General features: G+C 33.3%; 25 protein-coding genes. 13 read left to right on the top strand and 12 right to left on the bottom strand.

The window, feature by feature from the left end; all coding sequences use genetic code 11:
* Window positions 1-5 precede the first annotated feature (5 nt).
* The 3 genes from FGL31_RS27935 to FGL31_RS11950 all read left to right on the top strand — a co-directional run bounded on the left by FGL31_RS27935 (window position 6) and on the right by FGL31_RS11950 (window position 1,469).
* Window positions 6-512: a ChaN family lipoprotein gene (locus FGL31_RS27935; RefSeq protein ID WP_171017658.1), complete on the top strand. Its 507-nt coding sequence runs from the start codon at window positions 6-8 to the stop codon at window positions 510-512.
* A 73-nt stretch (window positions 513-585) separates the two neighbouring features.
* On the top strand, window positions 586-924 hold the full coding sequence (locus FGL31_RS11955; RefSeq protein WP_138091722.1) for a hypothetical protein: 339 nt from the start codon (window positions 586-588) through the stop codon (window positions 922-924).
* 5 nt (window positions 925-929) lie between these two features.
* Window positions 930-1,469: a DinB family protein gene (locus tag FGL31_RS11950; RefSeq protein WP_138091720.1), complete on the top strand. Its 540-nt coding sequence runs from the start codon at window positions 930-932 to the stop codon at window positions 1,467-1,469.
* A gap of 65 nt (window positions 1,470-1,534) precedes the next feature.
* Here the strand turns inward: FGL31_RS11950 and FGL31_RS11945 are convergent, their stop codons facing one another.
* The 6 genes from FGL31_RS11945 to FGL31_RS11920 form a co-directional block, all read right to left on the bottom strand.
* On the bottom strand, window positions 1,535-1,888 hold the full coding sequence (locus tag FGL31_RS11945; protein ID WP_138091718.1) for a hypothetical protein: 354 nt from the start codon (window positions 1,886-1,888) through the stop codon (window positions 1,535-1,537).
* Between the two features lie 145 nt (window positions 1,889-2,033).
* Window positions 2,034-2,756 carry a hypothetical protein gene (locus tag FGL31_RS11940; protein ID WP_138091716.1) on the bottom strand — a complete coding sequence of 241 codons (723 nt, stop codon included), beginning with the start codon at window positions 2,754-2,756 and terminating at the stop codon, window positions 2,034-2,036.
* Between the two features lie 755 nt (window positions 2,757-3,511).
* Window positions 3,512-3,853: a helix-turn-helix domain-containing protein gene (locus FGL31_RS11935; protein ID WP_171017657.1), complete on the bottom strand. Its 342-nt coding sequence runs from the start codon at window positions 3,851-3,853 to the stop codon at window positions 3,512-3,514.
* Window positions 3,834-5,054 (bottom strand): tetratricopeptide repeat protein, encoded by a 1,221-nt coding sequence (locus tag FGL31_RS11930; RefSeq protein WP_138091712.1) that lies wholly within the window; start codon window positions 5,052-5,054, stop codon window positions 3,834-3,836. The genes FGL31_RS11935 and FGL31_RS11930 overlap by 20 nt, the downstream gene beginning before the upstream one ends.
* Window positions 5,055-5,060: 6 nt before the next feature.
* Window positions 5,061-6,146: an AraC family transcriptional regulator gene (locus tag FGL31_RS11925; protein WP_138091710.1), complete on the bottom strand. Its 1,086-nt coding sequence runs from the start codon at window positions 6,144-6,146 to the stop codon at window positions 5,061-5,063.
* A gap of 4 nt (window positions 6,147-6,150) precedes the next feature.
* The gene (locus FGL31_RS11920) at window positions 6,151-7,083 is read right to left on the bottom strand and encodes a helix-turn-helix domain-containing protein (protein ID WP_138091708.1); all 933 of its coding nucleotides are present in this window, start codon (window positions 7,081-7,083) and stop codon (window positions 6,151-6,153) included.
* A 617-nt stretch (window positions 7,084-7,700) separates the two neighbouring features.
* Between FGL31_RS11920 and FGL31_RS11915 the strand changes: the two genes are divergently transcribed.
* The 4 genes from FGL31_RS11915 to FGL31_RS11900 all read left to right on the top strand — a co-directional run bounded on the left by FGL31_RS11915 (window position 7,701) and on the right by FGL31_RS11900 (window position 13,392).
* Window positions 7,701-9,899: a bifunctional alpha,alpha-trehalose-phosphate synthase (UDP-forming)/trehalose-phosphatase gene (locus FGL31_RS11915; RefSeq protein WP_138091706.1), complete on the top strand. Its 2,199-nt coding sequence runs from the start codon at window positions 7,701-7,703 to the stop codon at window positions 9,897-9,899.
* A gap of 19 nt (window positions 9,900-9,918) precedes the next feature.
* Window positions 9,919-11,715, top strand: a complete 1,797-nt coding sequence (locus FGL31_RS11910; protein WP_138091704.1) for a glycoside hydrolase family 15 protein — start codon at window positions 9,919-9,921, stop codon at window positions 11,713-11,715.
* A gap of 76 nt (window positions 11,716-11,791) precedes the next feature.
* A complete protein-coding gene (locus tag FGL31_RS11905; protein WP_171017655.1) occupies window positions 11,792-12,571 on the top strand; it encodes a DUF4382 domain-containing protein in 780 nt (259 codons plus the stop codon).
* Between the two features lie 158 nt (window positions 12,572-12,729).
* Window positions 12,730-13,392 (top strand): hypothetical protein, encoded by a 663-nt coding sequence (locus FGL31_RS11900; protein ID WP_138091700.1) that lies wholly within the window; start codon window positions 12,730-12,732, stop codon window positions 13,390-13,392.
* A 172-nt stretch (window positions 13,393-13,564) separates the two neighbouring features.
* Here FGL31_RS11900 and FGL31_RS11895 read toward each other — a convergent pair whose 3' ends face one another.
* The gene (locus FGL31_RS11895; protein ID WP_138091698.1) at window positions 13,565-15,685 is read right to left on the bottom strand and encodes a heavy metal translocating P-type ATPase; all 2,121 of its coding nucleotides are present in this window, start codon (window positions 15,683-15,685) and stop codon (window positions 13,565-13,567) included.
* Between the two features lie 185 nt (window positions 15,686-15,870).
* On the opposite strand from FGL31_RS11895, the gene FGL31_RS11890 reads away from it, so the two are divergent.
* A complete protein-coding gene (locus tag FGL31_RS11890; protein WP_138091696.1) occupies window positions 15,871-16,578 on the top strand; it encodes a hypothetical protein in 708 nt (235 codons plus the stop codon).
* Window positions 16,579-16,584: 6 nt separating this feature from the next.
* Here the strand turns inward: FGL31_RS11890 and FGL31_RS11885 are convergent, their stop codons facing one another.
* Both FGL31_RS11885 and FGL31_RS11880 read right to left on the bottom strand, forming a co-directional pair.
* Window positions 16,585-17,643: a hypothetical protein gene (locus tag FGL31_RS11885; protein ID WP_138091694.1), complete on the bottom strand. Its 1,059-nt coding sequence runs from the start codon at window positions 17,641-17,643 to the stop codon at window positions 16,585-16,587.
* A gap of 146 nt (window positions 17,644-17,789) precedes the next feature.
* Window positions 17,790-18,224: a hypothetical protein gene (locus FGL31_RS11880; protein WP_138091692.1), complete on the bottom strand. Its 435-nt coding sequence runs from the start codon at window positions 18,222-18,224 to the stop codon at window positions 17,790-17,792.
* A 384-nt stretch (window positions 18,225-18,608) separates the two neighbouring features.
* On the opposite strand from FGL31_RS11880, the gene FGL31_RS11875 reads away from it, so the two are divergent.
* Entirely contained in the window at window positions 18,609-19,793 is a 1,185-nt protein-coding gene (locus tag FGL31_RS11875; protein ID WP_138091690.1) for a basic secretory protein-like protein, read from the top strand.
* Window positions 19,794-19,913: 120 nt separating this feature from the next.
* On the opposite strand, the gene FGL31_RS11870 is transcribed toward FGL31_RS11875, so the two are convergent.
* Entirely contained in the window at window positions 19,914-20,354 is a 441-nt protein-coding gene (locus FGL31_RS11870) for a hypothetical protein (protein WP_138091688.1), read from the bottom strand.
* Window positions 20,355-20,496: 142 nt separating this feature from the next.
* On the opposite strand from FGL31_RS11870, the gene FGL31_RS11865 reads away from it, so the two are divergent.
* The 4 genes from FGL31_RS11865 (at window position 20,497) to FGL31_RS11850 (ending at window position 23,571) form a co-directional block, all read left to right on the top strand.
* On the top strand, window positions 20,497-21,156 hold the full coding sequence (locus FGL31_RS11865; protein WP_138091686.1) for an Ig-like domain-containing protein: 660 nt from the start codon (window positions 20,497-20,499) through the stop codon (window positions 21,154-21,156).
* Between the two features lie 324 nt (window positions 21,157-21,480).
* Window positions 21,481-21,726, top strand: a complete 246-nt coding sequence (locus tag FGL31_RS11860; RefSeq protein WP_099369924.1) for a hypothetical protein — start codon at window positions 21,481-21,483, stop codon at window positions 21,724-21,726.
* Window positions 21,727-21,882: 156 nt separating this feature from the next.
* Complete coding sequence (locus tag FGL31_RS11855; RefSeq protein WP_138091684.1) at window positions 21,883-22,545, top strand: YceH family protein; 663 nt, start codon at window positions 21,883-21,885, stop codon at window positions 22,543-22,545.
* An 18-nt stretch (window positions 22,546-22,563) separates the two neighbouring features.
* Window positions 22,564-23,571 carry a YCF48-related protein gene (locus tag FGL31_RS11850; protein ID WP_138091682.1) on the top strand — a complete coding sequence of 336 codons (1,008 nt, stop codon included), beginning with the start codon at window positions 22,564-22,566 and terminating at the stop codon, window positions 23,569-23,571.
* 70 nt (window positions 23,572-23,641) lie between these two features.
* On the opposite strand, the gene FGL31_RS11845 is transcribed toward FGL31_RS11850, so the two are convergent.
* Together FGL31_RS11845 and FGL31_RS11840 are read right to left on the bottom strand one after the other, a co-directional pair.
* Window positions 23,642-24,064: an SH3 domain-containing protein gene (locus FGL31_RS11845; RefSeq protein ID WP_099369921.1), complete on the bottom strand. Its 423-nt coding sequence runs from the start codon at window positions 24,062-24,064 to the stop codon at window positions 23,642-23,644.
* 131 nt (window positions 24,065-24,195) lie between these two features.
* Complete coding sequence (locus FGL31_RS11840) at window positions 24,196-24,564, bottom strand: BON domain-containing protein (protein WP_232046678.1); 369 nt, start codon at window positions 24,562-24,564, stop codon at window positions 24,196-24,198.
* Window positions 24,565-24,741 lie beyond the last annotated feature (177 nt).

The following is a 24,741-nucleotide window of genomic DNA, read 5'->3' as shown; positions in this document are numbered from 1 at the left end:
GAGTTTTGAAACAGAAATCCAGGATTTGGTCAAACTATAAGTCAGATTATAAACCGATTTTAGAATATGCCAAGGAAAACCAAATAAAGTTGATTGGTACCAATGTTCCAAGGCGTTATGCGAATGCTGTTTATCACCAAGGTCTAAGTATATTGGATAGTCTTTCAGATTATGCAAAGCAATTTTTCCCGAAACTACCGATTCAGATTGACACTACTATTCAGATCTATCAAGAAATGTTAATGATGATGCCAGACCATAGCAATGCCAACATGATTTATTCACAAGGTCTCAAGGATGCAACGATGTCTCATTTTATTTTAAAGAACAAGAATGCTGATGAAATATTTCTTCATTTGAACGGCTCGTATCATTCCAAAAACAAACAGGGAATTTTATCATTTTTAAAGGATTATCCTTTAGAAAAAACTATTACTATCCAAACGGTTTTGAGGGATAAGGATCATGATATTGATTTTTCTTCGTCCGATTATACCATCATTAAAATTTAGTGAGATATTCCCAATAAGCATAACTTTTAATTTTATTAAATAAATTCTATCTTCATAAGGTTAATTTTGCCTTATGAAGATTCTTTTTTTTGTTGCATTTTGGGTTTGTCAGATAAGTTCCAGTATTATTTTCAAGTATGGAGGTATCCAGCCTAAATATCAATGGGCAGCCTTAATTGCTGGGAATATAATTTTATTATCTGCTTCTTGGTTTTTGGTTCAATTATTTAGAACTGTCCCACAGCCAATTGTTATTGCATTATGTTCAGGTGGTACGTTTTTAACTGTTCAATTAGCTATGGCATTAAGGTTCAAACAACCCTTAAGTTGGATGCAGATTTTAGGTTCTTTGATAATTATCATTGGGATGGTGATGGTTACTTTTGGTGATAAATCGGTTACTCAAGGCTAATATATATGGGCGAGCAAAATAAAGATCAATTAGAAGTATGGATGCGGGGTCCAATTTCGGGTATCAGCCCATTATTACAGCCTGTGGCGCACGCATTGCTTCAAATCGACGAGGACATCCAAAAGCAATTATCAGACGAAATTGAGCCTTATATTTGGATCCGACCTTTTGAGATGGCCAATATTGCTTTTCATGTACAGCATATCGCTGGCGTTATTAAAAGAATGGTCATCTATTCTAAAGGAGAAACACTTACAGATGAAGAATTACAAGAAATTAAGTTAGAAGGCCTTCAAAATCCAGAGTTTAACAATGAGGTTTTAAAGAATCGGTTGCATGAAATCATTGAGAACACGATAACATATTTAAGCAGCATTGATTCTAATACTTTGACAGATGTACGGTATTTGGGCAGGAAAAAAATTCCGACGACTCAGATTGGATTATTATTTCATGCTGCGGAGCATGGTCAGCGTCATTATGGTCAGCTATTAGTTACCATAAAAACCGTTAAAGGGTTATTTCTTCAAGGCTCTATTCATTAGACTATTAGAATTAATCCTAAAGCCCTTTCGGACTTTAGGATTATAAATGCAATTAAGCAATTTTTTCATCGAAGAAAACGATAAATTGGGGTTGGATTGAACCCCGTTCTATCTTTAATGCTTTTTGCGAATTTTCCATAGGAAGAGAAACCAGATAAGGCAGCCAAATAGGTAAGTTTAAAGTTCCTCGCTTCCTCTACTGTGCGCAAGTAATTGTTCAAAAAATTGAGCCTTAGATTGTTTACATAGTTAGGGAAATCAATTTTTTTGTTTTTGTTTACGACAAAAGAAAGGTATTTGGAATTACAACCAATTTCTTTTGATGCAGACGTTATGGAACATGCCGGGTTCAAATAAGCTTCTTTAGCTTCCCATTGAGCCAATGCAGCGAGAATTTTGTTTTCTGTGTCTGCATTCATGTACTCCTTTTTAATTGTTGTAAGATTGTTAAACATAATAGATTAGATAGTGTTAATTTAATTTTTTATTTATTACGGTTCTTTTAAAATTTAGATGATTTGGTAATTATATTGGGCTATACTATTTATCGAACTAGAGTCCGTATTAGGATTTATTTTTATTGTTTTCATTACTTATATCATCTCTCATAATTTTCATTGCTAAGATTAAGCTGTCCTTGAAGTTTTGATCTTGCGAATCGAAAAAGAGATCATTCAAGAATTTTAATCCATACTTAGATTTGAATAGGATTACTGCATTTATGATCACGTTTCTCAATTTGATATCTGCGCTTTTATAACACGCTATGATTTGAGCTTCACTCTGTTTGTAGTTGAGTTTAGTGAGTGAATTAATCAAGGCAATTTTAATTTCACAATCGGTTTCGGAGGCTAATAGACTAGCCAATATTGAAGCACATCCTTTTTGATTAAAAAATGCGATTTCATTGATCATGAACTTTCGGAACTCGTTGTTTTGTCCTTTTCTAACCCAACGGCTTAACATAGGCAAATGGCCGGTTTGAGCTTTAGCCAATAAAAATTGGTGAACTAAGATGCCGTCAAGTACAGTAAACTCATTATTGAAGGTTTCATCCAAGAATTTGAAAGGTTCATGGTTGTTTAAATTTTCAGCAATTATTTTATTATCAGGTTTAGAAGTCGGGATTGAATTTTGAATATATAGATGCTGAAACTGTTTCTTATAAGAAAATTTAAGATCATCTAAATTTTTCTCCGAATTGTAATTGCTTTTTGGGAGTACATTCTGAATGGAATATTCCAATTTCATTCTTAATGTATCAATAGCAGCTTTTTTTGTTGACAAATTTTTTGTTCTCGAAGTAGTTTTTAATGTAGTTAATTAAAAACAATACGATTAAAGATGTGAAGATTACTAAGGATAGTCTAATCACCCAGGGAAAGTCCCAGAATTTTGCCTGTAATAGGAACAGGTAAAATATAAGATAATAACTTAGATACATAATTTTAAATATTTTAATATTAATAGTTAGTTGGTTTCTTTCACCTAGATTTCGTGAAGGTTTAAATTCCAGTTAATCCTTTGAAATCGTTTACTCAAAATTACGTCTCGTACTCAAAAAAGTATGTCTCATTTCGTGATACCGCTATTTAAAATCAATTTTAAGACATGTCTTAAAAAGATATAACTAACTGATATACAATTGACTATTCACGACTAATGAAGTAGCTTCTTTTAATTTATGATTTTCGAGAATTTGAAATTTGTGAGTATATTTCCAGTGGTATTTGGGAGTTTTTGGGTGGTGGACATTGGTAAAATTTAACAGAACCCCTAAAAACTTATCAAAATAGTAACGATTTAGCTATAAATTTTCAAAAAAATCTGGAGGTCAAACATTGAGTATCCCGCAATTTTTTTTGTTTTTTACCATTTCCCAAGATAAGTACTCCCTAAAATAGAGAGATAAGGGAGTATATACCGCAAATCAATAGCTAGGTAGTTATTAATATGAAGGAATGTCCACCCCCTAAAAAAGACTATTTAGAAAAAATTAACCTAAAGATTAATGTAATTATCCTATAATTTTTGGGTTGGAATTATTCTTTGTAAGCCTTAAGCTGTTCAATAAACTGTGAGGGAGTAATATTCATAACATTCTTAAAGGCAATAGTGAATTTACTATGAGAAGTAAATCCTGACATATCTGCTAAATAGGACAATTTATAGTCCAGCATAATTTTGTTCGATTCTAATTGGTTTACGATATACTGAATTCTCAAATTCAATATATAATCATTGAAGTGTTGATTTTTATACTTCCGAATAATATAGGATACATATTTTTGATTCGAATTAATTTTGTTTGTAAGAATACCCAAGGTTATAGATTTATCGAGGAAGAATTTTTCATCTTCAAGATCATTCAGTTTTTTTACCAACCGGAGTTTCTGTTTCCAAAGATATCTGAGAATCCAAATTTACGATCGTAGCATCTTTTTCTAGGCTTTTGTAATTCGAACTGGGAGATTCAGATTCAATGACTTGAGGATATTGAGCTATACTTTCAGATATTTCATTTTTTGGATAAATTCTAATGAAATAATAAAGTATGAATAAACTTATACCAATTATGAGTGCCCATATCAGTATAAGGTTATTTCTTCTTAGAAGTACAATTTCATCGTAATTGCTTTTCAACAGACTGTTACCTATTATTTGAGCAGTATTGTGGTTCTGTTCTATTAGTTTGGAATATTGGTCAAAATAGGTAAGTGACAATTTATGGTCACCGATTTTTCCATAATATTTAGCACTTTGAAAATAGAATCTACTTTTCAACTCCATATTGTTTGAACTTTCAATGTATGGCATTCCAAGGTCAAAGAATATTTTTGCGGAGTCTAATTGGCCGAGGATGAAATATGCTTCAGTTAACATTTGATAAGCATAAGGTCTTAAAAGTGTTTCCATTCCTAAGACATCATCAAGGACCCTTTTTAAATAAGGTATACTTTCAGAAGGATTACCTAATTGATTATAACAGTCAGCAAGGATAAGATGATTTTTTGATCTCAACAATATGGAAGCTTTATGATTTACATCAATATATCCTTTTTTGAGTATGGCGGCATTTATTAGATCAATAGCATCAGAATATCTTTTGGAGGAGATTAAAAGTTTTGCTTCTTCCTGAATGATTTGTATTTCCAACAAATAATAGGCGCTACTGTCATTTATTCCTTTAATATTTGATTTTGCTCTATTGATATAATTTGATGATTCTTCATAAACTCCTATTTCCCTATAGATTGATGCTAATAAAATTGCACAACTTGTTTCATAATCTAGTAATCCCAGGAGGTTGGACAATTTATCTGCTCTTTGGGCATAATTTACGGCTAAGGAATACGTTCCTACGCTTTGATGAACAAAAGATATGACGAGGTTTGCTTTTATTTTGTCAAGATCAGTTTTAGCAGTTTGCATTAATGAATCTGCCACGCGGAAAGCTTCGACAGAATTAGATGCAACTAAGTCCAGCATTACATCATTAAAGCGCTTATCAGCGTTATTATTCTGAGCAAATCCTTGATATCCAACGGACAGCAATAAACAAAAGCATAAGATATATCTTAACATTTTAAATTAATTTTGGAGACACATCTCTCGATATTCAATTGGTGTACAGTTTTTTTCAATACTGAAGTTTCTGTAAAATGAAGCTCTTGAACTAAATCCACATCGGTAAGCTAATTCGTCAATATTCATGTCAAAATCTGGTTTGTTCAATTCTTGACATACCTCTTCTATGCGCAAGGCATTAATAGTTTTTAGAACATTTTGGTTGAAATTTTCCTTAAAAAATTGAGATATCACGGATCTTGAAAGTTTTAAATCTTTTGCCATTGTATTCAGATTGAACTCTGGATCTAAATATTTTTTATCCTCGAGGTATAATAATATTTTACCTTTTAGAGATGCATGTTTTAGATCTGGGGATAATTTGACTGAATAAATTGTAGTTGGTGCCGCATTAATAGGTTTGGCAATTGGAATTGAATTGTGGTTTTTTGTTTGACTTATCAATAGTTTCAATAAGAAATTGTAGACCATACTGATCCCAAGCATCATAATAATATATACTGTCAAACCCGAAAGTGGTTTACTGACATCAAATTTATTTATCACTGTTGACATAATTGTAGGTATAATAAATGCTGCCAGTACCAACAGTAAAACCATAAAGTAATAATATAGCCTTTTAACATCAAGTTGTTTAAAATCAGATATTTTACCTTTTATCAGAATAGAGGCTGGATATAACATCCATGACAATCCGAATAAACTATATAAAATGATGTAATATAATTTTCCATATTGAAATCTTAATTTTTCATTGCTGAGGAAAATAATATATACGATTGTAAGGATTAAAAAAGGTATTGCGTGTATAATAATAGTTTTGTTTGAAATATCCTTTCTTTTAAAAGCTAAATACCCGATGTATAAAAATGGCCCATACAGCAAACCAAATGGAGCTCCGATATCTACATATCTATATCCTGGTATAATATCTCTAAACATTGCAGCAAATATGATATGAAAAAGGATGACAAGAATTAGGTAAGACAACACCTTTTCAAATGCACCTTTTATCGCCAAATTGAGATATAGTTGATAACTCAAAAGGCAAAGGACAATAATTGCTGAATAAATAAAATAAACCAACATAGATTTACTTTGTTAATTTGTTTCTATAGTTAGATGGCGATTCTCCTACATAATGCTTAAAATATTTGTTGAAAGCAGTTCTAGAGTCAAAACCACTCAAATTTGCCAAATATTCTAGTTTTAAATTTCCATCATTTTTATGGATTAAATCAACTGCGTGATTTACTCTAAATGTTGCTAACCAATCTTCAAATTCGACATTAAGTTGATCTTTTATATAGTAAGATATTTTGACTTTTGAATGTCCTGAAATCTTCGCTAGTTTTTCTAATGAAAAATGTGCGTCTAGGTATAGTTTTTCAGTTTCCATAATCTGATTAATATTGCTTTTGATCAATTGTATTTCTTCTTCGGAAATATAAGCTGTTTCAACAGGTTTTTTAGAGTTGTTTTCATTAAATACACTAGGAGAAAATCTATTTGAGATAAGGAACCAAGTTAGTATACCAACATTAATTACCATCAATGAAATGATTACTAACTGCTCATAAACATTTGTAAAATTATTTGAGATATGGTTAATATAAATTATATTCAAAAAGAAGAAAATTGCCAAGCCAAGTATGGCTAGAATTTCTAGTAAAATCAGATTTTTTTCATTTATAAAAGAAGAATCTCTTTTTTTGGAAAATATAACCAAAGCTGGATAAATGAATAAAGAACTGAGGGTGGTTATAAAATATATATGCCTAAAGAGGATAACCTGATTTTCACCTAACGTGTAAAATAAAATTGAAACGATTATAAAAGGTATGAAATGGAGGAAATAATAAATAATTGGTATTTTTTTGTTGAGTTGGTCGAGAAAGGCAAAAAAGAGAATCGGTCCAAATATTAATGCGATTGGGAAATCATACCTTTTCATCATCAATAAAATTTGAATTAATAGACCAATACCGAAAATGGTCAATAAAATCTCAAATATGTTCTTTTTCATTTCTTATAACTGAGATCTCTATTAAGATTAACTCAGAATGATTAATAATAATGGGTCCTTTTAAAAGCAAGGGACTGTTAATAATTGCAATACAGGATAACGCATTGAGGAGATTCTATAGGTTAGCTTGCATTTGTTGGAACAAATATATTTAAATATTCAGTTCAGCATCTATAGCCCTAAAATCACGAATTTTAAACAATTACTTTAAAAAATACCTTAGTACAATAGTTAATGTTTTGGCTCGACACTTATGTTATGCTCCACTTGTTATTCAGTAAAATAATAACATTTTACGAGGATATTTTTACCAATTAGAAATTGAAAAAAATATGATTTTTTCTAATTAAAAGCAATATTATTTATATCACATCCTAATATCCTATTAAATTTAAGGATAATCTAATAATTAATAAAATACTGATTATAAAAAAGTTGACATTTCATAACAATTTAATTTTAGATATTACAATTCATTAATTTTAATTCTTGTGGTTGATTTACTTGATATGGTTAGTGGTTGTACATAATAAAATTACAATTGGGTTACTATGAAATATTGATGTTGTAACACATTTATAAAACAATTTTGAGATTCGATTGTATTTAAGGAACATATGCTACAAAATCTAGACATACCCGCAACAGGTACTCTAATCATTTCGAATCGCCTACCCGTCAAAATTGAGAGAAAAAAGTCAAAGCTTAAATTTACTGCCAGTGAAGGGGGCTTGGCGACAGGATTAGGATCCTTTTATAAGGAAAATGGATCTTGGTGGATTGGATGGCCAGGGATTATCCCCAAGAACGAATCTGAAGAGAAGTTAATCAGAGAAGAATTAAAAAAGCTGAATCTAATTCCAGTTTTTCTTACTGAAGCAGAAATCAAAGGTTATTATGAGGGTTTTTCAAATGCTATTTTATGGCCTTTGTGTCATTATCGACCAAGTTATGTTGAATTAAAACAAGACTATTGGATTAGTTACACGGAAGCGAACCGAAAATTTGCAGAGGCTGCCATTCCTTTTATTGAAGAAAACACTCATGTTTGGGTTCATGATTATCAATTGATGCTTGTTCCCAATTATATCAGGGAACAAAAAGAATCATGCAGCATAGGTTATTTTCATCATATCCCCTTCCCTCCGATTGAACTTTTCAAAATGCTTCCATGGCGCGAAGAATTGTTGATGGGTTTAATGGGTTCTGATCTCATCGGTTTTCATACTTATGAAAATGTCGATAATTTTTTAGATTCAAGTTCTGGGATTTTGAATTTACCCACGAATATCAATCAATTAAAGATCAATGGTCGTAAAGTTTTGGTGGATGTATTTCCAATGGGAATTGATTACGAAAAATACAAGAATCAAGCAGTTACTCCGGAGACTCGAAATTATGCTACTCATCTAAAAAGCTTATATAAGGACCAAAAGATTATATTGTCTGTTGACCGTTTAGATTACAGTAAAGGTATTTTACAGCGATTGACTTCATTTGAAATCATGTTGAACAATCATTCAGAACTCATTGGGAAGATTGTTTTATATATGCTGATTGTCCCATCTCGGGATCAGGTTGGTCAATATAAGAAATTGAGGAACGAGATTGACCGTAAAGTAGGTAACATCAATGCTGTTCATGGGAAACCTGGTTGGCAGCCTATTGCTTATTTTTACGATTCACTTCCATTTGATGTTTTGTCGGCTTTGTATTCTGCTGCAGATGTATGTTGGATAACCTCATTATACGATGGTATGAATCTGGTTTCCAAGGAATTTATAGCGAGTAAGCAAGATTCAACTGGTGTTTTGGTTATCAGTGAGTTTGCGGGAGCTTCTAAGGAACTTTCGGATGCTTTGATCATCAATCCATATGCGGTTCAAAGGACGAGTAGAACACTTTATGAGGCGATTACGATGCCTGTTGAAGAACAAGATGAAAGGTTGAAATCCAGTCAGGAGATCGTTTCCAAATTTACGGTTCATCATTGGGTTAATTTATTTATGCAAAGGCTTTCTGAGGTCAAAAATACTCAGAGGGATGAATTGGCGCGTAAGGTTCGTGAAAAAGTCGAAGCCGAGATCAAATCATCCTATGCAAAAAGCAGCAATAGGTTGATTCTTTTGGACTATGACGGTACTTTGGTTGGTTTCAACAAGAATGCGGACAAGGCCACTCCTACGCAACAGGTTTACGATGTATTGGATCAATTGAGCAGGGATCCAAAAAACCATATTTCCATTATTTCGGGTAGAAAATACAGCAATTTGGACAAATGGTTTTCAGAAAGACCTTATTACCTAATTGCCGAACATGGAATTTGGAGTAATTTTCCGAATAAGGAATGGCATTTGGTTCCTGGCTTAAGTAATACTTGGAAGGCAGATATTCATGAAATCCTTCAAAGATTTACAGATAGAACTCCTGGATCCTCTATTGAAGAGAAGTCTTATTCCTTAGCATGGCACTATCGAAAGGTTGAAAAGGCTTTTGGTATTAGGCAGGCTCAAGAATTACTTCAGGAATTAAGGCATTTAAATCAGGTTTTGGATTTGCAGATTATCAATGGCGACCGTGTGATTGAAATAAAGAGTAAACTAATCAATAAAGGCAAAGCAGCCATCAACATCGTTGATCAGATAAAGCCAGATTTCATATTGTGCATCGGTGATGATGCTACCGATGAAGATATGTTTATCTCCTTACCTGATACAAGTATCACCATAAAAGTTGGTGATAAACAATCTCATGCGAAGTATTACGTTGAAAATCATGAGGAAGTCCTACGATTATTGGACTCTTTAAGCAAGTAAAAAAGTATAAAGAAAATTTATGGATAAAAGACATATATATAATAGTGGAATAATTGGGAATTGTAATTTTATCGCTCATGTCCATAAGAGCACGAATATAAACTGGCTTTGTTGGCCGACCTTTGAGGACAGTTTTGTTTTTGGGTGTTTATTGGACGTTAACAAAGGAGGTGAATTCAACATCAAGTTGAATGATACACAAATCACTTCTAATCAATATTATTTAGAGAATACCAATATATTAGTCACCGAAGTAAAGGGTGAGCATTCAGGTTTTAGGGTTACGGACTTTGCTCCACGCTTTGTTCAATATGATCGTTATTTTAAGCCTTTGATGCTAGTTAGGATTGTGGAACCTATGTATGGGAATCCTTCTATTCGTGTGAATTGTCATCCTCGGGCCAATTACGGTCGAGATGAATTCAATAAATTTAGAGGTAGTAATCATATCAAATTTGAGCATGATAAAGAGAGCATGCGTTTGACTACCAATATTCCGATCAGTCATTTTTTTGATGAAGAACAAGGCAACTTTCTATTGACGGAAAAGAAGTATATGATTCTTTCATATGGCAATACTTTTGAAGCTTCCTTACAGCAAACGGCTGAAGAGTTTTTGATCAAAACCAAAATCTACTGGAGGCGTTGGACGAAAAAGGCGAATATTCCTAATTATTATCAGGATCATATTATTCGATCAGCGTTAGTCCTTAAATTGCATCAATACGAAGATACCGGGGCTATTATCGCTTCTAGTACTACGAGTTTACCTGAATCACCGGGCTCTGGTCGGAATTGGGATTATCGATATTGTTGGGTTCGTGACAGTTATTACGTACTTACGGCGCTGAGCCATATTGGTAAATTCGATGAATTGGAGGAATTTGCTAATTACATTACCTCCATAACACAATCAGATTCTGGAAGATTGCAACCTTTGTATGGTATTTTAGGGCGGAAGGCGTTGACAGAGATAGAGTTGGATTATTTGGAAGGTTATCGCGGGAATAAACCTGTTCGAATCGGGAACCAAGCCTATGAGCATATTCAAAACGATGTGTATGGTCAGGCTATGATTGCCCTTCTCCCCTTGTATACAGACTATCGTTTTCCACAAGATGAAAGAAAGGATGCCAAATCATGGTTAAAATATATCTTGGAAAAAATTCAGATGACCATTGATGAAAAAGATGCTGGAATTTGGGAGTTTCGAAATATAGCTAATCATCATGCTTATTCAAACCTATTTCAATGGGCTGGCGCATCTGCAGCTTTGAAGATTGCGCAACAAAATAACTATAAGGATATTGAGGAACAAGCCAAAACCTTAATGGATAAGGCAGCAGCTTATATTGAAAAATGTTATGACCCTGAAAACGAAGTTTACAGAAATTCGGATGAGGGAACAAATTTGGATGCAAGTACCTTACAATTGATTCTTATGAACTATTTAGATCCTAGTTCTGAAAGGGCAAAGAAGCATCTGGCGGCAGTTGAGAAAGAATTGAAGGGTAAGAATGGTCTATTTTATCGCTATCTACATAGGGATGATTTTGGAAAGCCGAAGACTACGTTTTTAGTTTGTGCATTCTGGTATGTTGAAGCGTTGGCCTGTGTTGGTCGTCTGGATGAAGCTAAAGAAACCTTTGAACAATTGCTTGAATATGGCAATGATCTTCAACTATTTTCGGAAGATGTACATGAAGATGATGGTAGCCAATGGGGTAATTTTCCGCAAGCATATAGCCATGTAGGATTGATGAATGCGGCTTATCGTATTGCTATGAAGTTAGATAGGCCTATTTTCCTGACGTAGTAAATGTTAAAAAAACAATAATTGTTTGAACTGGTACATTAATTGTTTAATGATTTTTCTAATAACGGAAATTACTATGAAAGCATTACTAGGATTATCATTAGCAGCAGCTGCTTTAAGCTTGGCAAGCTGTAGCACAGACAACACAAACACCACCAATGGTACTACTCCTGTGAGGATTGAAATTACAGATGCACCAGCATATTATGATCAAATCATTTTAGATATCGATCATATTGAGGTTATCACAGAAGGCGGAAAACAAGTAATTGATGTGGACCATGATCCATTTGATATGCTTGATTATCGTGAAGGTAAATTTTTCCTTTTAGCAGAACATGACGTTCCTTCTGGAAGATTGCAAGAAGTAAGATTGGTATTGGATGATGATAACAAAATCGTGGTAAATGGAACCCCTCATGACTTAACAACTCCATCAGGACAATCATCTGGTGTAAAAATCAAAGTTCAGGATGATTTAATCCCTAACATTGCCTATACCTTGGCGTTGGATTTTGATGCATCTAAATCAATTGTTCATAATGAAAAAAATGGCAAATATATATTAAAACCAGTTATTCGTGCGATTCCTGTAGCTGTTTCTGGAGCTTTAACAGGATTTGTTTCTCCAATAACGTCAAATGCTCATGTATTTGCTATTAAAGGAACAGATACATTGGGTACTTTAGCTGGCCCAACTGGTAAATTTTATTTCCCAGGTATTGAACAAGGTACTTACAAGGTTGATATTGTTCCGACCGCCGGTAATTTTCTAAAGGATTCGATTGAAAATGTAACTGTTACTACGGGTGAAATTAAAGATTTAGGTCAAATAGAATTAAGTCCAGCAAACTAGTTTGTATATAAAAAATTAAAGGCACCCTTAATGGGTGCCTTTTTTTGTTTTTAAAACTCCGATGACTTAATTTTCTTTTTGATTAAACTTATCGCATTTTCTTCAGTCCATACCTGAAAATACGCTTTTATTATTAACTGAAAATTTATCGGATCAATATGCCAACTTATTTAAAATTTCTAGTTCTGCTCCTAACCTTTTCTATTGGTTCTATAACGGACGGATATTCGCAACTTGACAGTCTATCTGTTACAGACTCGACTGTCCAAAGTAAAACCGATTTAATATTTGAAAGAATTGTTGACCAGCGGCTCATGGGTTTTCCAATTAAAGACATGTTCAGTGATGAATTCCAAATTATTGCGTATATGATGTTATTGTCCGATGACGGATATTTCGGTTATTCGAAAAGCAATTATTTATCCATTGTTAATGGTTGGCCAAATTTTATGGTTTTCAAGGATATTCATGGATTGACTTCTGAACTAGAAATCAATGGGAAAGGGAATTTCACGTTTTATTACCCAGATGGGAGAACTATAACTTCATTTAGAAAAGGGGTCTACGAATTTGCAATAAAAGATGAGCATGATGTTATTTATGATTTGACATTTGATATGTGGCACTTGTTAAGTATTAAAAATAGTGAAGGATATAATTTAGATATCAACCGTATCAAGCGAGGTTTCAGCGTGATTGACAATGCCAACAATTCAGTAGAGTTAAAGAATTCTGGTATTGCAAAAATGATCGCCACCTATTCTAGTGGTTATACGAAGCGGTCAGAAAAACGAATTTTGGGTATACTAATTCCATATTAGTAGATAACCAACCTATTTTCAGTATGAAATATGATTATATATCCAATAATTATCTTTTTAAAGATTCAGAAGGCATAGAACTCAATATGAGCAATCAGTATAAACCCTATATTCATAACCATGATCATAATCACACGACGTTCAATGTGGGTGGAATAAATTCGGAAACTCCTTAATTGGATCTTTTATTAAGAAGTTTATTAAAATCTGTTTTCTGAATTCTTACAGCATTTAAAATGGCCAACAATGCGACTCCTACATCTGCAAAAACGGCTTCCCACATGGTTGCCAATCCACCTGCTCCGAGGATCAATACAATCGCTTTAACGCCAAATGCAAGACCGATATTCTGCCAAACAATCTTTTTAGTCTTCTTCCCGATCATTATGGACATAGGTATTTTCAAAGGTTTATCGTCTTGAATTACGACATCTGCAGTTTCTATAGTAGCATCTGAGCCCAAACCTCCCATAGCGATACCTACATCGCTTATTGCTACAACAGGTGCGTCATTAACTCCATCTCCAACGAATGCGACTATACGATCATTGGCTTTAACTGCTTTCAATCTTTCAACTTTGTCTTCAGGCAAAAGGTCACCATATGCTGAATCTATCTTTAGTTCTTTAGCCACTTCGTTGACAACTGTAGACTTGTCACCACTTAACATCGTCACATTAACACCTTCTTTATGCAATACTTCTATAGTTTCTTTTGCTCCCGCTTTGATTTTGTCAGCAATACTAATATAACCTATATATTTCTCGTCAAATGCTACCGCTATCGTAGTAAATACAATTTCTCTATGTTCTTTAGGATATGATATATTGTATTTGTCCATTAGCTTATAGTTTCCAACCAACAATTCTTTTTGGTCTACTGTACCTCTTAATCCATGACCTGTAATTTCTTCTACGTTTTGAATGGTTATATTTTCTTGTATTTCACCTACATATTCATGTATGGCAGTCGCTACAGGATGGGTACTGTTATTTTCTATTTCATTGACATACTTTAGTATTTGTTGTTGATCGACTTGTTGATCAAAATTTACTTCGGCAACTTTAAATACGCCTTCTGTCATTGTTCCAGTTTTATCCATGACGACGTGTTTTACAGCGGCCAAGCTATCCAAGAAGTTTCCTCCTTTTACCAGTATTCCATGTTTGCTTGCTGCACCTATCCCACCAAAATATCCCAATGGGATTGAAATTACCAATGCACAAGGACAGGATACCACTAAAAATATCAAGGCTCTGTATAGCCAATCTTGAAAGACATAATCATTAACAAATAAGGCAGGTATAAAAGCGATACCAATTGCGAGGAAGACTACAATTGGGGTATAGATTTTCGCAAATTTTGAAATAAATAATTCTGTTGGAGCTTTTTGTGTACTTGCATTCTGAACCATTTCCAGAATTTTACTCAATTTACTGTCCTCATAAGCAGAAGTTATCTCCACTTGTGTTACAGTATTTAGATTAATCATTCCTGCGAGGACTGTTTCGCCTTTATTTTTAGTGTCAGGTTTACTTTCGCCAGTCAATGCTGCGGTGTTAAAAGAACCCGAGTCAGAGATTAACTTTCCGTCTAATGCCAACTTTTCACCGGGTTTGAGCTGAACTATATCTCCAATTTTGGCATCTAATGCTTTAATAACTTTAGTTTTTCCATCCACTAAAATATTAGCTTCGTCCGGTCGTTGGTCAAGGAGGGCTTTAATATTAGATTTTGCTCTAGACACAGCAAGTGTCTGAAAGGCTTCACCTACTGCATAGAAAAGCATAACTGCTACACCTTCTGGATATTCGCCAATTGCAAAAGCACCTAGGGTAGCTAATCCCATCAAGAAAAATTCTGAAAAGAAATTTCCTTTTTTTATACTGATCATTGCATCTTTAAGTACCGGTAGACCTACTGGTAAATATGCAGCTATATACCAAATGATTCTAAGCCAACCTGTAAACCAAGAGAATTTAAAAAGATGATCAAAAGCTAATGCTGAAAGCAATAATACTAAACTGATAATTGCAGGTCTAAACAGGATAAATAGATTTCCATCGACATCATGAGAATGATCGTGATCATGTCCATCATCGTGTGAGTGCTCGTGGTCATGTCCATCATCATCTGTATGCTGATGACCATGTTCTTTGGTAAGATCAGCACTTTGTTTTACTTTTTTGTTGGATTTTAAAAGGTCATCAGCATTTGCATTTTTATAAACTTTAGCCGTTTGACTGCAAATTTCGCAAACGCCATTGCTATTATATATATGTTTGTGATCCATGAAATATCTATCTTATCTTTCTAATTTACCCAAATTATGTCATAAGGTAAAAACCGAGAAGCAATATTAAAGGCAATTAATTATATGATATGTAAACGAATTGTATATACTGAATAAATTATAGGATAAAACTGTTTTATTAATTTGTATCTCAATTGATTTCATTCATTTAAATATCAATTATTATGTTTTTAAGGAAGATCTATCTTTTTATTTTCTTTGGTTTTATATGTTTAAGTACATCAATTTCCAAAGCTCAGCCATATATAATCAGTAGTAAAGAGGGTTATACTCATGTTAGGACAGGTGCTGGTGCGAAATCTAAGATTATCACCAAACTAAAGGAAAATACAATCATATTATTGGACGAAATTGATGAAGGGTCTGAGAATGAAGATTGGAAGAAGATATTATTTTATAATGAGCGTCCATTTTCTATTTTGGAAGAAACAGATCATATAGAAATGGAGACTGGATTTATTCATAAATCTCAGATGAAAGAATTAAATGCATTGAAAAAGCCTAATTCTGGAGTATTCTCGATGGATTTTGAAATCAAAGCTTTTCGAAAGCAAGATTACAGATTAACTTACCATGAAGAATCTAGTTATGCTCCTAAGACCATAAATGGTTTTCATTATTACCTAGCAGATTGTGGTTTGCCAAAGACTGCTGTAATAAAAGCGACTGCAACCTTGAATGGTCAAAAACTCCATATCCCCCAGAAGTATATTTTAGGGGTAATATCCGCACAGAATAGTTTTGAATACTATCGCAATGGAAATCATTATTTTGCATACCAGGGAGTTGGTGACGGCAGTTGTTTCAATTATGTCGTGTGGGTATTTTCAGATGGAAAATTAAGTCAAAGATTTGTAGGCTGGGAATATTAATCCGATTTATTTTATAAAGAAATCATTAATAAATATTGGTTTCCCCTTTAGAAAATCTGTTTTTGCTTTTCCATCCTCCCAAAACATAGCTTGTACTCCACCATTGCTTAAAAACAGGTTTCCAACGGTATATACTTTTCCTTTGTGAAACTTAATTCCAGTAATTGTTGCTTCATTGTTGCCTCCTAATTTATACAGGAATTGCTTGTTTTTATATATAGCTGTACGTTTTTTATAATTATCATCATTATAGTTTACCGCATAATAATAGTCTTTGCCTTCCATAAAGCCTTTTACATTAATTATATTAAAACCAATTTGATTTTTAAAGACTTCTACATCGTCTTTCCACACGGATACAGCATTGGTAGATTGTGATGAGTTTTCCCAGCCCAATACATACGCTTCTTTATTGACTACTTTTATATATTCAGCACCTGAGCCCTGAGGGGCCAAAGCGATAGCCGATCCATCTTTCCACATAGTTGCTAAATTGGCAAATTTTCCAGCAGCAACTACTTTTCCATCGTAAGTGTCGATTGCATATATTCCAGTCATCGCCAAGCAACATGCTTTCCTTTCCCTTTTTCCATTTGTCCACATATATGTGGTTGGTTCCACCTGGACATCTCTGACTTTTCCTGCGATGTATACGTTTTTTCCATCGGTATGTATTGCTGTTGCAAGGTTACCTGCCTTGCCTTCACTTAGCCGGTTTAATTTACCATTTTTCCAATAGGATACAAATGTTTCATTGGCGGCATTTTTCTGTTTTCCAGCCACATACACATCATTTTGTACACTCACAATACCTATAGCATCTGAGGTCCTATTTGGTGAGAGTTGAATAATAGAATCTTTAATTACGGCAACTGCTCTCCAATGGTTGTTGTTATATTTCCCTGTATATTGTAGACCAGCGAACAGAAATTCTGGAGCAGCTGGAGTAGTTATTGTAGAATCGTTATCACCGTCTACTGTAGGATCAATATTAGACTTTGAACAATTTGAAAATGTTGTCACCAATAATATTCCTACAAAAAATGCATTCAAATAATTTTTCATTCCGATTCTGATTGATTTACATAATCGAAGATGGGGATGAATTTTTGATATTAAAAAGGAAAGTCTGACAAAATTATATAAATGAAGGAATAAAAAAAGCCTGATTATATAAAGTATAATCAGGCTTTAAGGTTCTTAAAATTCAATTATGGTTTCAGACTGATACCGTAGCTACTTGAGCCATCGCTTAGCGTGATAACCGCATTTGAATAATCTCTACTTAAGTAGATGTAAAAGTTTTTGTAGTTGGATTTCATTGCTAATGTAAAAACTTCAGGTAATTCTTCTGAGTTTCTATTAGCGTTATTTATTTCGAATCCATATCTTGATTTACTGTTACTTGCACTAGTTAATTCTATAACATTCCCAACAATTTCCATTTTAGTAAAATAGGCATTTTTTGGGTCTACCTCTGTGTTTGTTCCCCCTTGTTTGTAAACTTGTGCTTCATAAGCGGTAAATACTTTTCCTTTGAGATCTTGAGTTACTTCTTTCTTCAAGTCTTCTGGAATCACGCCATTATCCTTTTCACAAGAGATAAATAATACGGCGAACAATAATAATATACCTAGCTTTTTCATTGATTTAATTCTGATATTGATTCAAAATTATAACAAATTTTAATAGCAATTTAATATTATGATAATAGTAACGTGACATTAAAAATTTTTGTAGCTATATGTTTGCAAATTGCTTATATCAAAGAATTCTATCTTAATATTTCCTAAAAATGCAATATTTTATTTGCTAAAATAAAAATTAGCTAGCAAATAGTAACCTTAAAGAATTTCGAATAAAAATTTCCTTTAGGATATGTATTTATGAGTTAATAAACCCACTTTATTGGATAATAATTGCTAGCTAACGCGATTTAGCAATTTAAATGTATAAGAAAGTCTGAAAATATCCGTTTTTAGAACTAGCGAGCAATTGCTAACTAATTTGTAAACTAAATCTTAATATTCATGCTGAAAAAGAAAACCTTAAAGTGGTTGATTCCCCTTAGTATTTTCTGTGGGACCCTTTACACGAGTTGTAGTCCGCACACAAGTGTTGATCTTCCAGATCCAGAATTAGAAACAATTGTGGTTAAGGATGTTACTGATGATGCTCAGTTACGTGTGAGCATAGAAAATCCAGATGGTGCAACTGGCCAGGAAGGTTCCAACAAATTGGTTGATGGCGACACGACCACAAAATACTTGGCCAAGGATTTTAAATCATTGAGCATTGATTTCCAATTTGATACGGCCAAACTTATTGCCTCTTATGAATTTACTACTGGTAATGATTTTGATGGAAGAGATCCAATGGATTGGAAGTTTTATGGTTCTGATGATGGCCAAAACTGGACTGAGCTCGATAGTCATATGGGGATGCAATTCAGGAAACGGAGAACTACCTATAAGTTTTATTTTAAGAATGAGCAGCAATTCACCTATTATAGATGGTCGATATCAAAGCTGTATAATGACAATATGTTTCAAGTCTCTGAGTTTAGGCTAATTCAGATGCCACCATCCAGTCAGAAGGATGCTCCGAGAGAAAAAATTGATAGCTTAAGTAAGAATGGTGTCTCTTTAGTTTTTATAAATCATTCTGATAAATCTGAATTAGCATATCAAGAAAGGTTAATGAATACTTATTTCAGTGTATATCCGAAGTTGATTGCTGACTTCAATCCAGATTCTAAAAAGAAGCTCTATTTTATTATCGACCCTACTTATGAAGGTGCAGCCTATGCATTTGGTGACGTAGTAGTATTTAGTTACGATTATATGGAGGGCAATCCTACTGATGGCGATGTTGTGGTGCATGAAACTATGCATCATGTCCAACAAGGATATCAAGGAAATGTTCCAGGCTGGTTGGTTGAAGGTATAGCAGACAATGTAAGGTATCATTATGGAATTGATGACCCTGATCCATGGACTCTTCAAGACTACAAGCCGGAACACAATTTTGATGGGAGCTATGGAATTACTGCAAGGTTTCTATTATGGATTGAAACTCATAAAAATGAAAACTTCGTTAAGGAATTGGATAGAGCATTGAGAGATGGAATCAATTATAACGACTTCTTCCGTCAATCCTTAGGAAAATCGATTGAAGATACATGGAGTGAATATGCACAAAATCCAGCGTTGTAAATAATATTGAATCTATTTAAACAATAAATTTAGGGGTGATCCTATTATTTTTGAATTCAAAAAATAGTATCACCCCTTTTAATTGGTAGCTTTTTATCCTTTTATAAGGAGTAGTATTCTTTAAGAAATTGTTCTGATTTCCTGAATTAATGCATCAATATCATTATTCAATTTGCTAGAATCAGTATTCTTCAAATGATTGGCTTTATATCCTTTCAGCTGTTCAAAAAATTGGAAGAGATTTTTTTTGAATTCTTCATAAGTTAGATCACTTGGGATATACTTTACAGAAGGTTCTAATCTTTCAACTCGAGGGTTTTCAATCGCAGGATACTCTATCCAGTTACCATTTATGTCCAATTTAGGTATATATTCCTCTTGCATCCACAGCACGACATCATTTTGAGGTTTTGATAACCTTAAGAAATAATGCCTGGAATCAGATATTTTCAATCCGAATAAATTAACTGAATAATCATATTCTGTTAAAAAATTTGATAATGTATCATTTTCCATCAAAGAAATTACCAACTTCAAAATTTTCTCATTTTCATTCATCATATCAACCAATATTTGTTTCTCATAGTTTCATATCACTTTAAAAATAAGGAAACATTCATAGAATCAATAAGTTATTCTGTATTTAATCTTGGGTTAATTTTACATAGCTATATTAATACAGAAAGCAAAATTATCCTCTATTATGAAACTAAAAAATTCATTTATAGTCCTTATGATTTTATTTACAATTTATTCCTGCGTCAAGTTAGATGACCATTCTGAAGAATTGATTTTGAATCCAAAAACAGCTGAATTACATATTGGACAGAAAGTAAGATTTGGGACAAACAAAGATAATGTTGAATGGGAAAGTAAAAACAAATTTATTGGAACGATTAGTTCGAATGGAACATTCAATGCGAAACATATTGGGAAAACAAAAGTCATTGCCCAATATGGGGAAGAGAAAAAAGAAGCAGCGGTTATTGTAATTCCCCAAGTAACAGGATTTCCTGAACCCCTTATAATATTCGGAGTTAGCAAAAACGAAATTATAGAATTAGAAAAAAGAAAACTTCTAGCAAATAATCCCGTGACTTTAATTTATGATTCAGAATCAGCGGATGTTGAAACAATGTATTATCTATTTGAAGGAAATCGTTGTAGCTACGCCATAATTAGGTACAAGGAAATGGATAAATCCAAATTAGATGATCTATTGACATTTTATAATGAAAGATATGAATATTATGGCCAGGATAAATCGGATCAATATTTTGTAGATCAGCGAAAGAAAGTCATTGTTGCTGTTTCCACTGAAGAGGTAATAAATGCTAGGTATACAACTTATAAAGCTAAATGAGAAAAGTACGTGTTAGTAATTTGATACCATATTGCACTAAAAATTAGGACACCTATTCTTAAATAAGCTAAATGATTTAAATATTTTAAATCATTTAGTGCAAATGCATCTTTTAGGTTAATAATAGCTTAATTTATAACATGCTGTGTTAACCTAAAATTATTTATAAAAGTTTTAATCAAAAATCTAGATAATTGGCACAATATTTTCACTTACGTACACGTAGTTGTTTAACAATAGATAATTGTTTGAATTATGACGAATGTTTAGAACACATTTGGGCTAAAATCACAGCACTATCTATATAAAATGGATTTTTTTAATATGGTAAAGAATCAAAACTTTAATAGTGATGAAATTATTAAAGAATTAAAGAAATTGGATCAGAAACATCATGATTATCTTCAAACCGATGGTAAGTGGTTAATTGGAGGTTTTGAATCTATAGTGAGTTATGATGGTAAAATTTCAACAATTCATGGAGAACAAGTAACATTGAAGAAAGAGATTTACATGATGTTACCTGCTGAAATTAGGGAAGAAATTGCCCAATTTATGGATGTAGAATAAGCAAACCAGGATTTATTCAATCCTTTACTTGCTGAAAAATCATAAAAACTTGTGAAAACAAAAAACAGTCTATTTATTTAATAGGCTGTTTTTTTGTGCTCAATCTTCAACTTTTTAATAAAAATGTATATTTAAGGTAGATATTGAATATATATTATGGAAGAAAACAGATCATTGCCGAATTTAAGTGCTGAAGAAATAAGAGTATTAGGATGTTTACTTGAGAAATCAAAGACTACTCCTGAATATTATCCAATGACCCTGAACGGTTTACAAACTGCCTGTAATCAAAAGACTTCAAGAAAGCCAGTGGTACAATATGATGAAAGTCTTATAGTTCAGGTATTAGACAGTCTTCGAAAAAAGGGTTTGGTTTCTACTGTTGTTGGTGGAGGAAGTCGAGTTACAAAATATAAACATAATATCGCAATTCAATTTCCACTTTTACCTCAAGAATTGGCAATTCTTTGTTTGCTTTTTCTGCGCGGTCCATTAACTGCTGGTGAAATAAACAGTAATTCAGGTAGGCTATATGAATTTGAGAATTTGGATGAAGTGCAGGAACTATTAAATAAACTAAGTAGTGAAGAACCAGCTTATTTGAAGCAATTGTCAAAGAAACCTGGGCAAAAGGAGGTTCGGTTTGTCCATTTATTCAGCGAATTTGACGAGGATGCTTATGAGGAGGAATCTATCTCCCCTGCCTCAACATCAAATAATTCAACTATTACACAGTTAGAAGAAAAGGTGGCACAACTCGAAGAAAAACTGAATACATTGAGAGAAGAATTTGATCAATTAATGAAGCAGCTCACGTAGGTAAAATACATTCTGATTATGAAACAAATAATTTTATCATTTATCCTCTTTACATTTTCATGTACTGTTAATTCACAAACTTTCGAAACCTTAACGTCTGGGAACAAATCTAGTTTCAGAGGGTTATCAACCTATAAAAACAAAGTCGTTTGGGTTAGTGGAAGTAATGGAGTTGTAGGTAAATCCATTGATATGGGTAAAACATGGGAATGGGTTTCACCAAGAGGCTACGAGAAATATGATTTTAGAGACATAGAATCTTTTAGTGCAAAGGAAGCAGTAATAGTAAGTGCAGGTTCACCGGCTGTAATATTACATACTAAGAATGGTGGTAAAGATTGGAAAGAAGTTTACAAGAATGAGGATCCCGCTACTTTTTTAGATGGCATGGATTTTCAAGGCAAGACCGGGTATATTTTAGGCGATCCCATTGATGGACAATTTCAGTTATTGAAAAGTAAGAACAAAGGGCGTACATGGGAAGATGTGACCGAAGGAATCCATTTGTTTGCGGAGCCCGGCGAGGCTGCGTTTGCTGCAAGTGGCACATCCTTGCAAGTTATCAATGATTGGGTTTATATAGGTACTGGCGGCTCCTACTCTAGTTTAATCAAAAGAAGTGAAAAAGAAAGTAGATTAGACGTACAGGATGTCCCTATCTGGTCAGGTTCTGCAAGTACAGGGATTTTTTCCATAGATTTTTTAAATGAACGTGAAGGAGTCGTGGTTGGTGGAAATTATTCTTCAGATAAGGATAATAGCAACAATGTTCTTTTGACAAAAAATGCTGGTCTTTCTTGGGAAAAACCTGGGGTGCCGGTTTTCGGTTACAGATCTTGTGTTAAATACCTAACTCCTGAAATATTGATAGCTACAGGAACTTCAGGAACTGATATTTCCAAGGATGCTGGACAAACTTGGGAAAACATATCCACTGCTAGTTTCAATGTGATAGCTATTTCTACAGATAAAAAGAGTATTTATTTGACTGGAAGCGAAGGAAATGTAGTATCGTTGGAATTGTAGTAACGACATAATCATAAACAAAATGCCCGGTAAAAATCCTTTACCGGGCATTTTTTATTTTGGATATATATTAACCCACTGGCTCAAGGTACTGAGCATAGCAGTATCCTTCTTCACCATCTTTTGTTCTTACTAACCACCATTGGTCATTAGCGCGACTTATAAGGGTAATTATTTCATCTTTTGCAGCTTTACCAACGATTGGTTGGTCAGTTCCTGGACCTTTACGAATGTTGAGGTTGCTACTTTCAGTAATTACTTTAGCTTGTGTTCCAGCAACTGCTGTAGACACATCTACATTCATCACCACATCACCGGTTAAGAAGTTCGGGTCAATTTGGTTGTAGATATCCCAAAGTTTGTTTTTTACATCAGCATTTGGTGCAGTACCTTGGATATGCAATACGCCTTCTTGTTCAGCAATAGCTAGATCTGTTATGCCAGAAGCTTTTGCAGTGTCAATTAAAACTTGATATTTTGATTGTAAACTCATATTTGTTCTATTTAACAGTTAAACCACTCATGTCCACTTTTTTAGGATTCAAAGCATCTAAACCCATTTTAAGTGCTTGAATACGTGCTTGCTCCAATTCGCCAGTTACTGTAATAACACCATTAGCGATGCTAGTTTTTTACAGTTGGGAAATCTTTTGTGAATTCAGTAACCTTAGCAGTAAGGTCAGCATCATCCGTATTGATTTCAACTGGAGGCATCGTATTCACTACGATATTGTTTTGCACTGATTTTACGCCTTTACTATCAGCAGCTTTTGCAGCATTTTCGATTTGAAGTTTTTCATCTTCAGAATTTGCTGTACCATTCAAAGTAACAACACCGTCTTTTACTTCAACAGTAACACCAGGGTTTGCTTGAACAGCGGTTTCTACTTTAGCTTTAAGATCTGCATCCGAGATGTTGGATTTGCAGGCAATTGTTCCGGATAACAATGTTCCCGATACTAATGCAATAGATAAGATTTTTTTTAAATTCATAAAACCTCTTGTTTTTATTGGTAAATAATACATAAATCTAAACAAAAATTAGAGGTAAAATGTTTTGATCAATAAATTTTTAATTTATCGAGATTCAATTCATTTCAAAGTATATTTTAAATCATAATAGAGCGATCTAAAGAAGTCTATTTGTCGACTTACAATGAATATTTGTGT

This window comes from Sphingobacterium daejeonense, assembly GCF_901472535.1.
Taxonomy (GTDB): Bacteria; Bacteroidota; Bacteroidia; order Sphingobacteriales; family Sphingobacteriaceae; genus Sphingobacterium; species Sphingobacterium daejeonense.
This window is presented reverse-complemented; position numbering and strand designations above follow the sequence as displayed.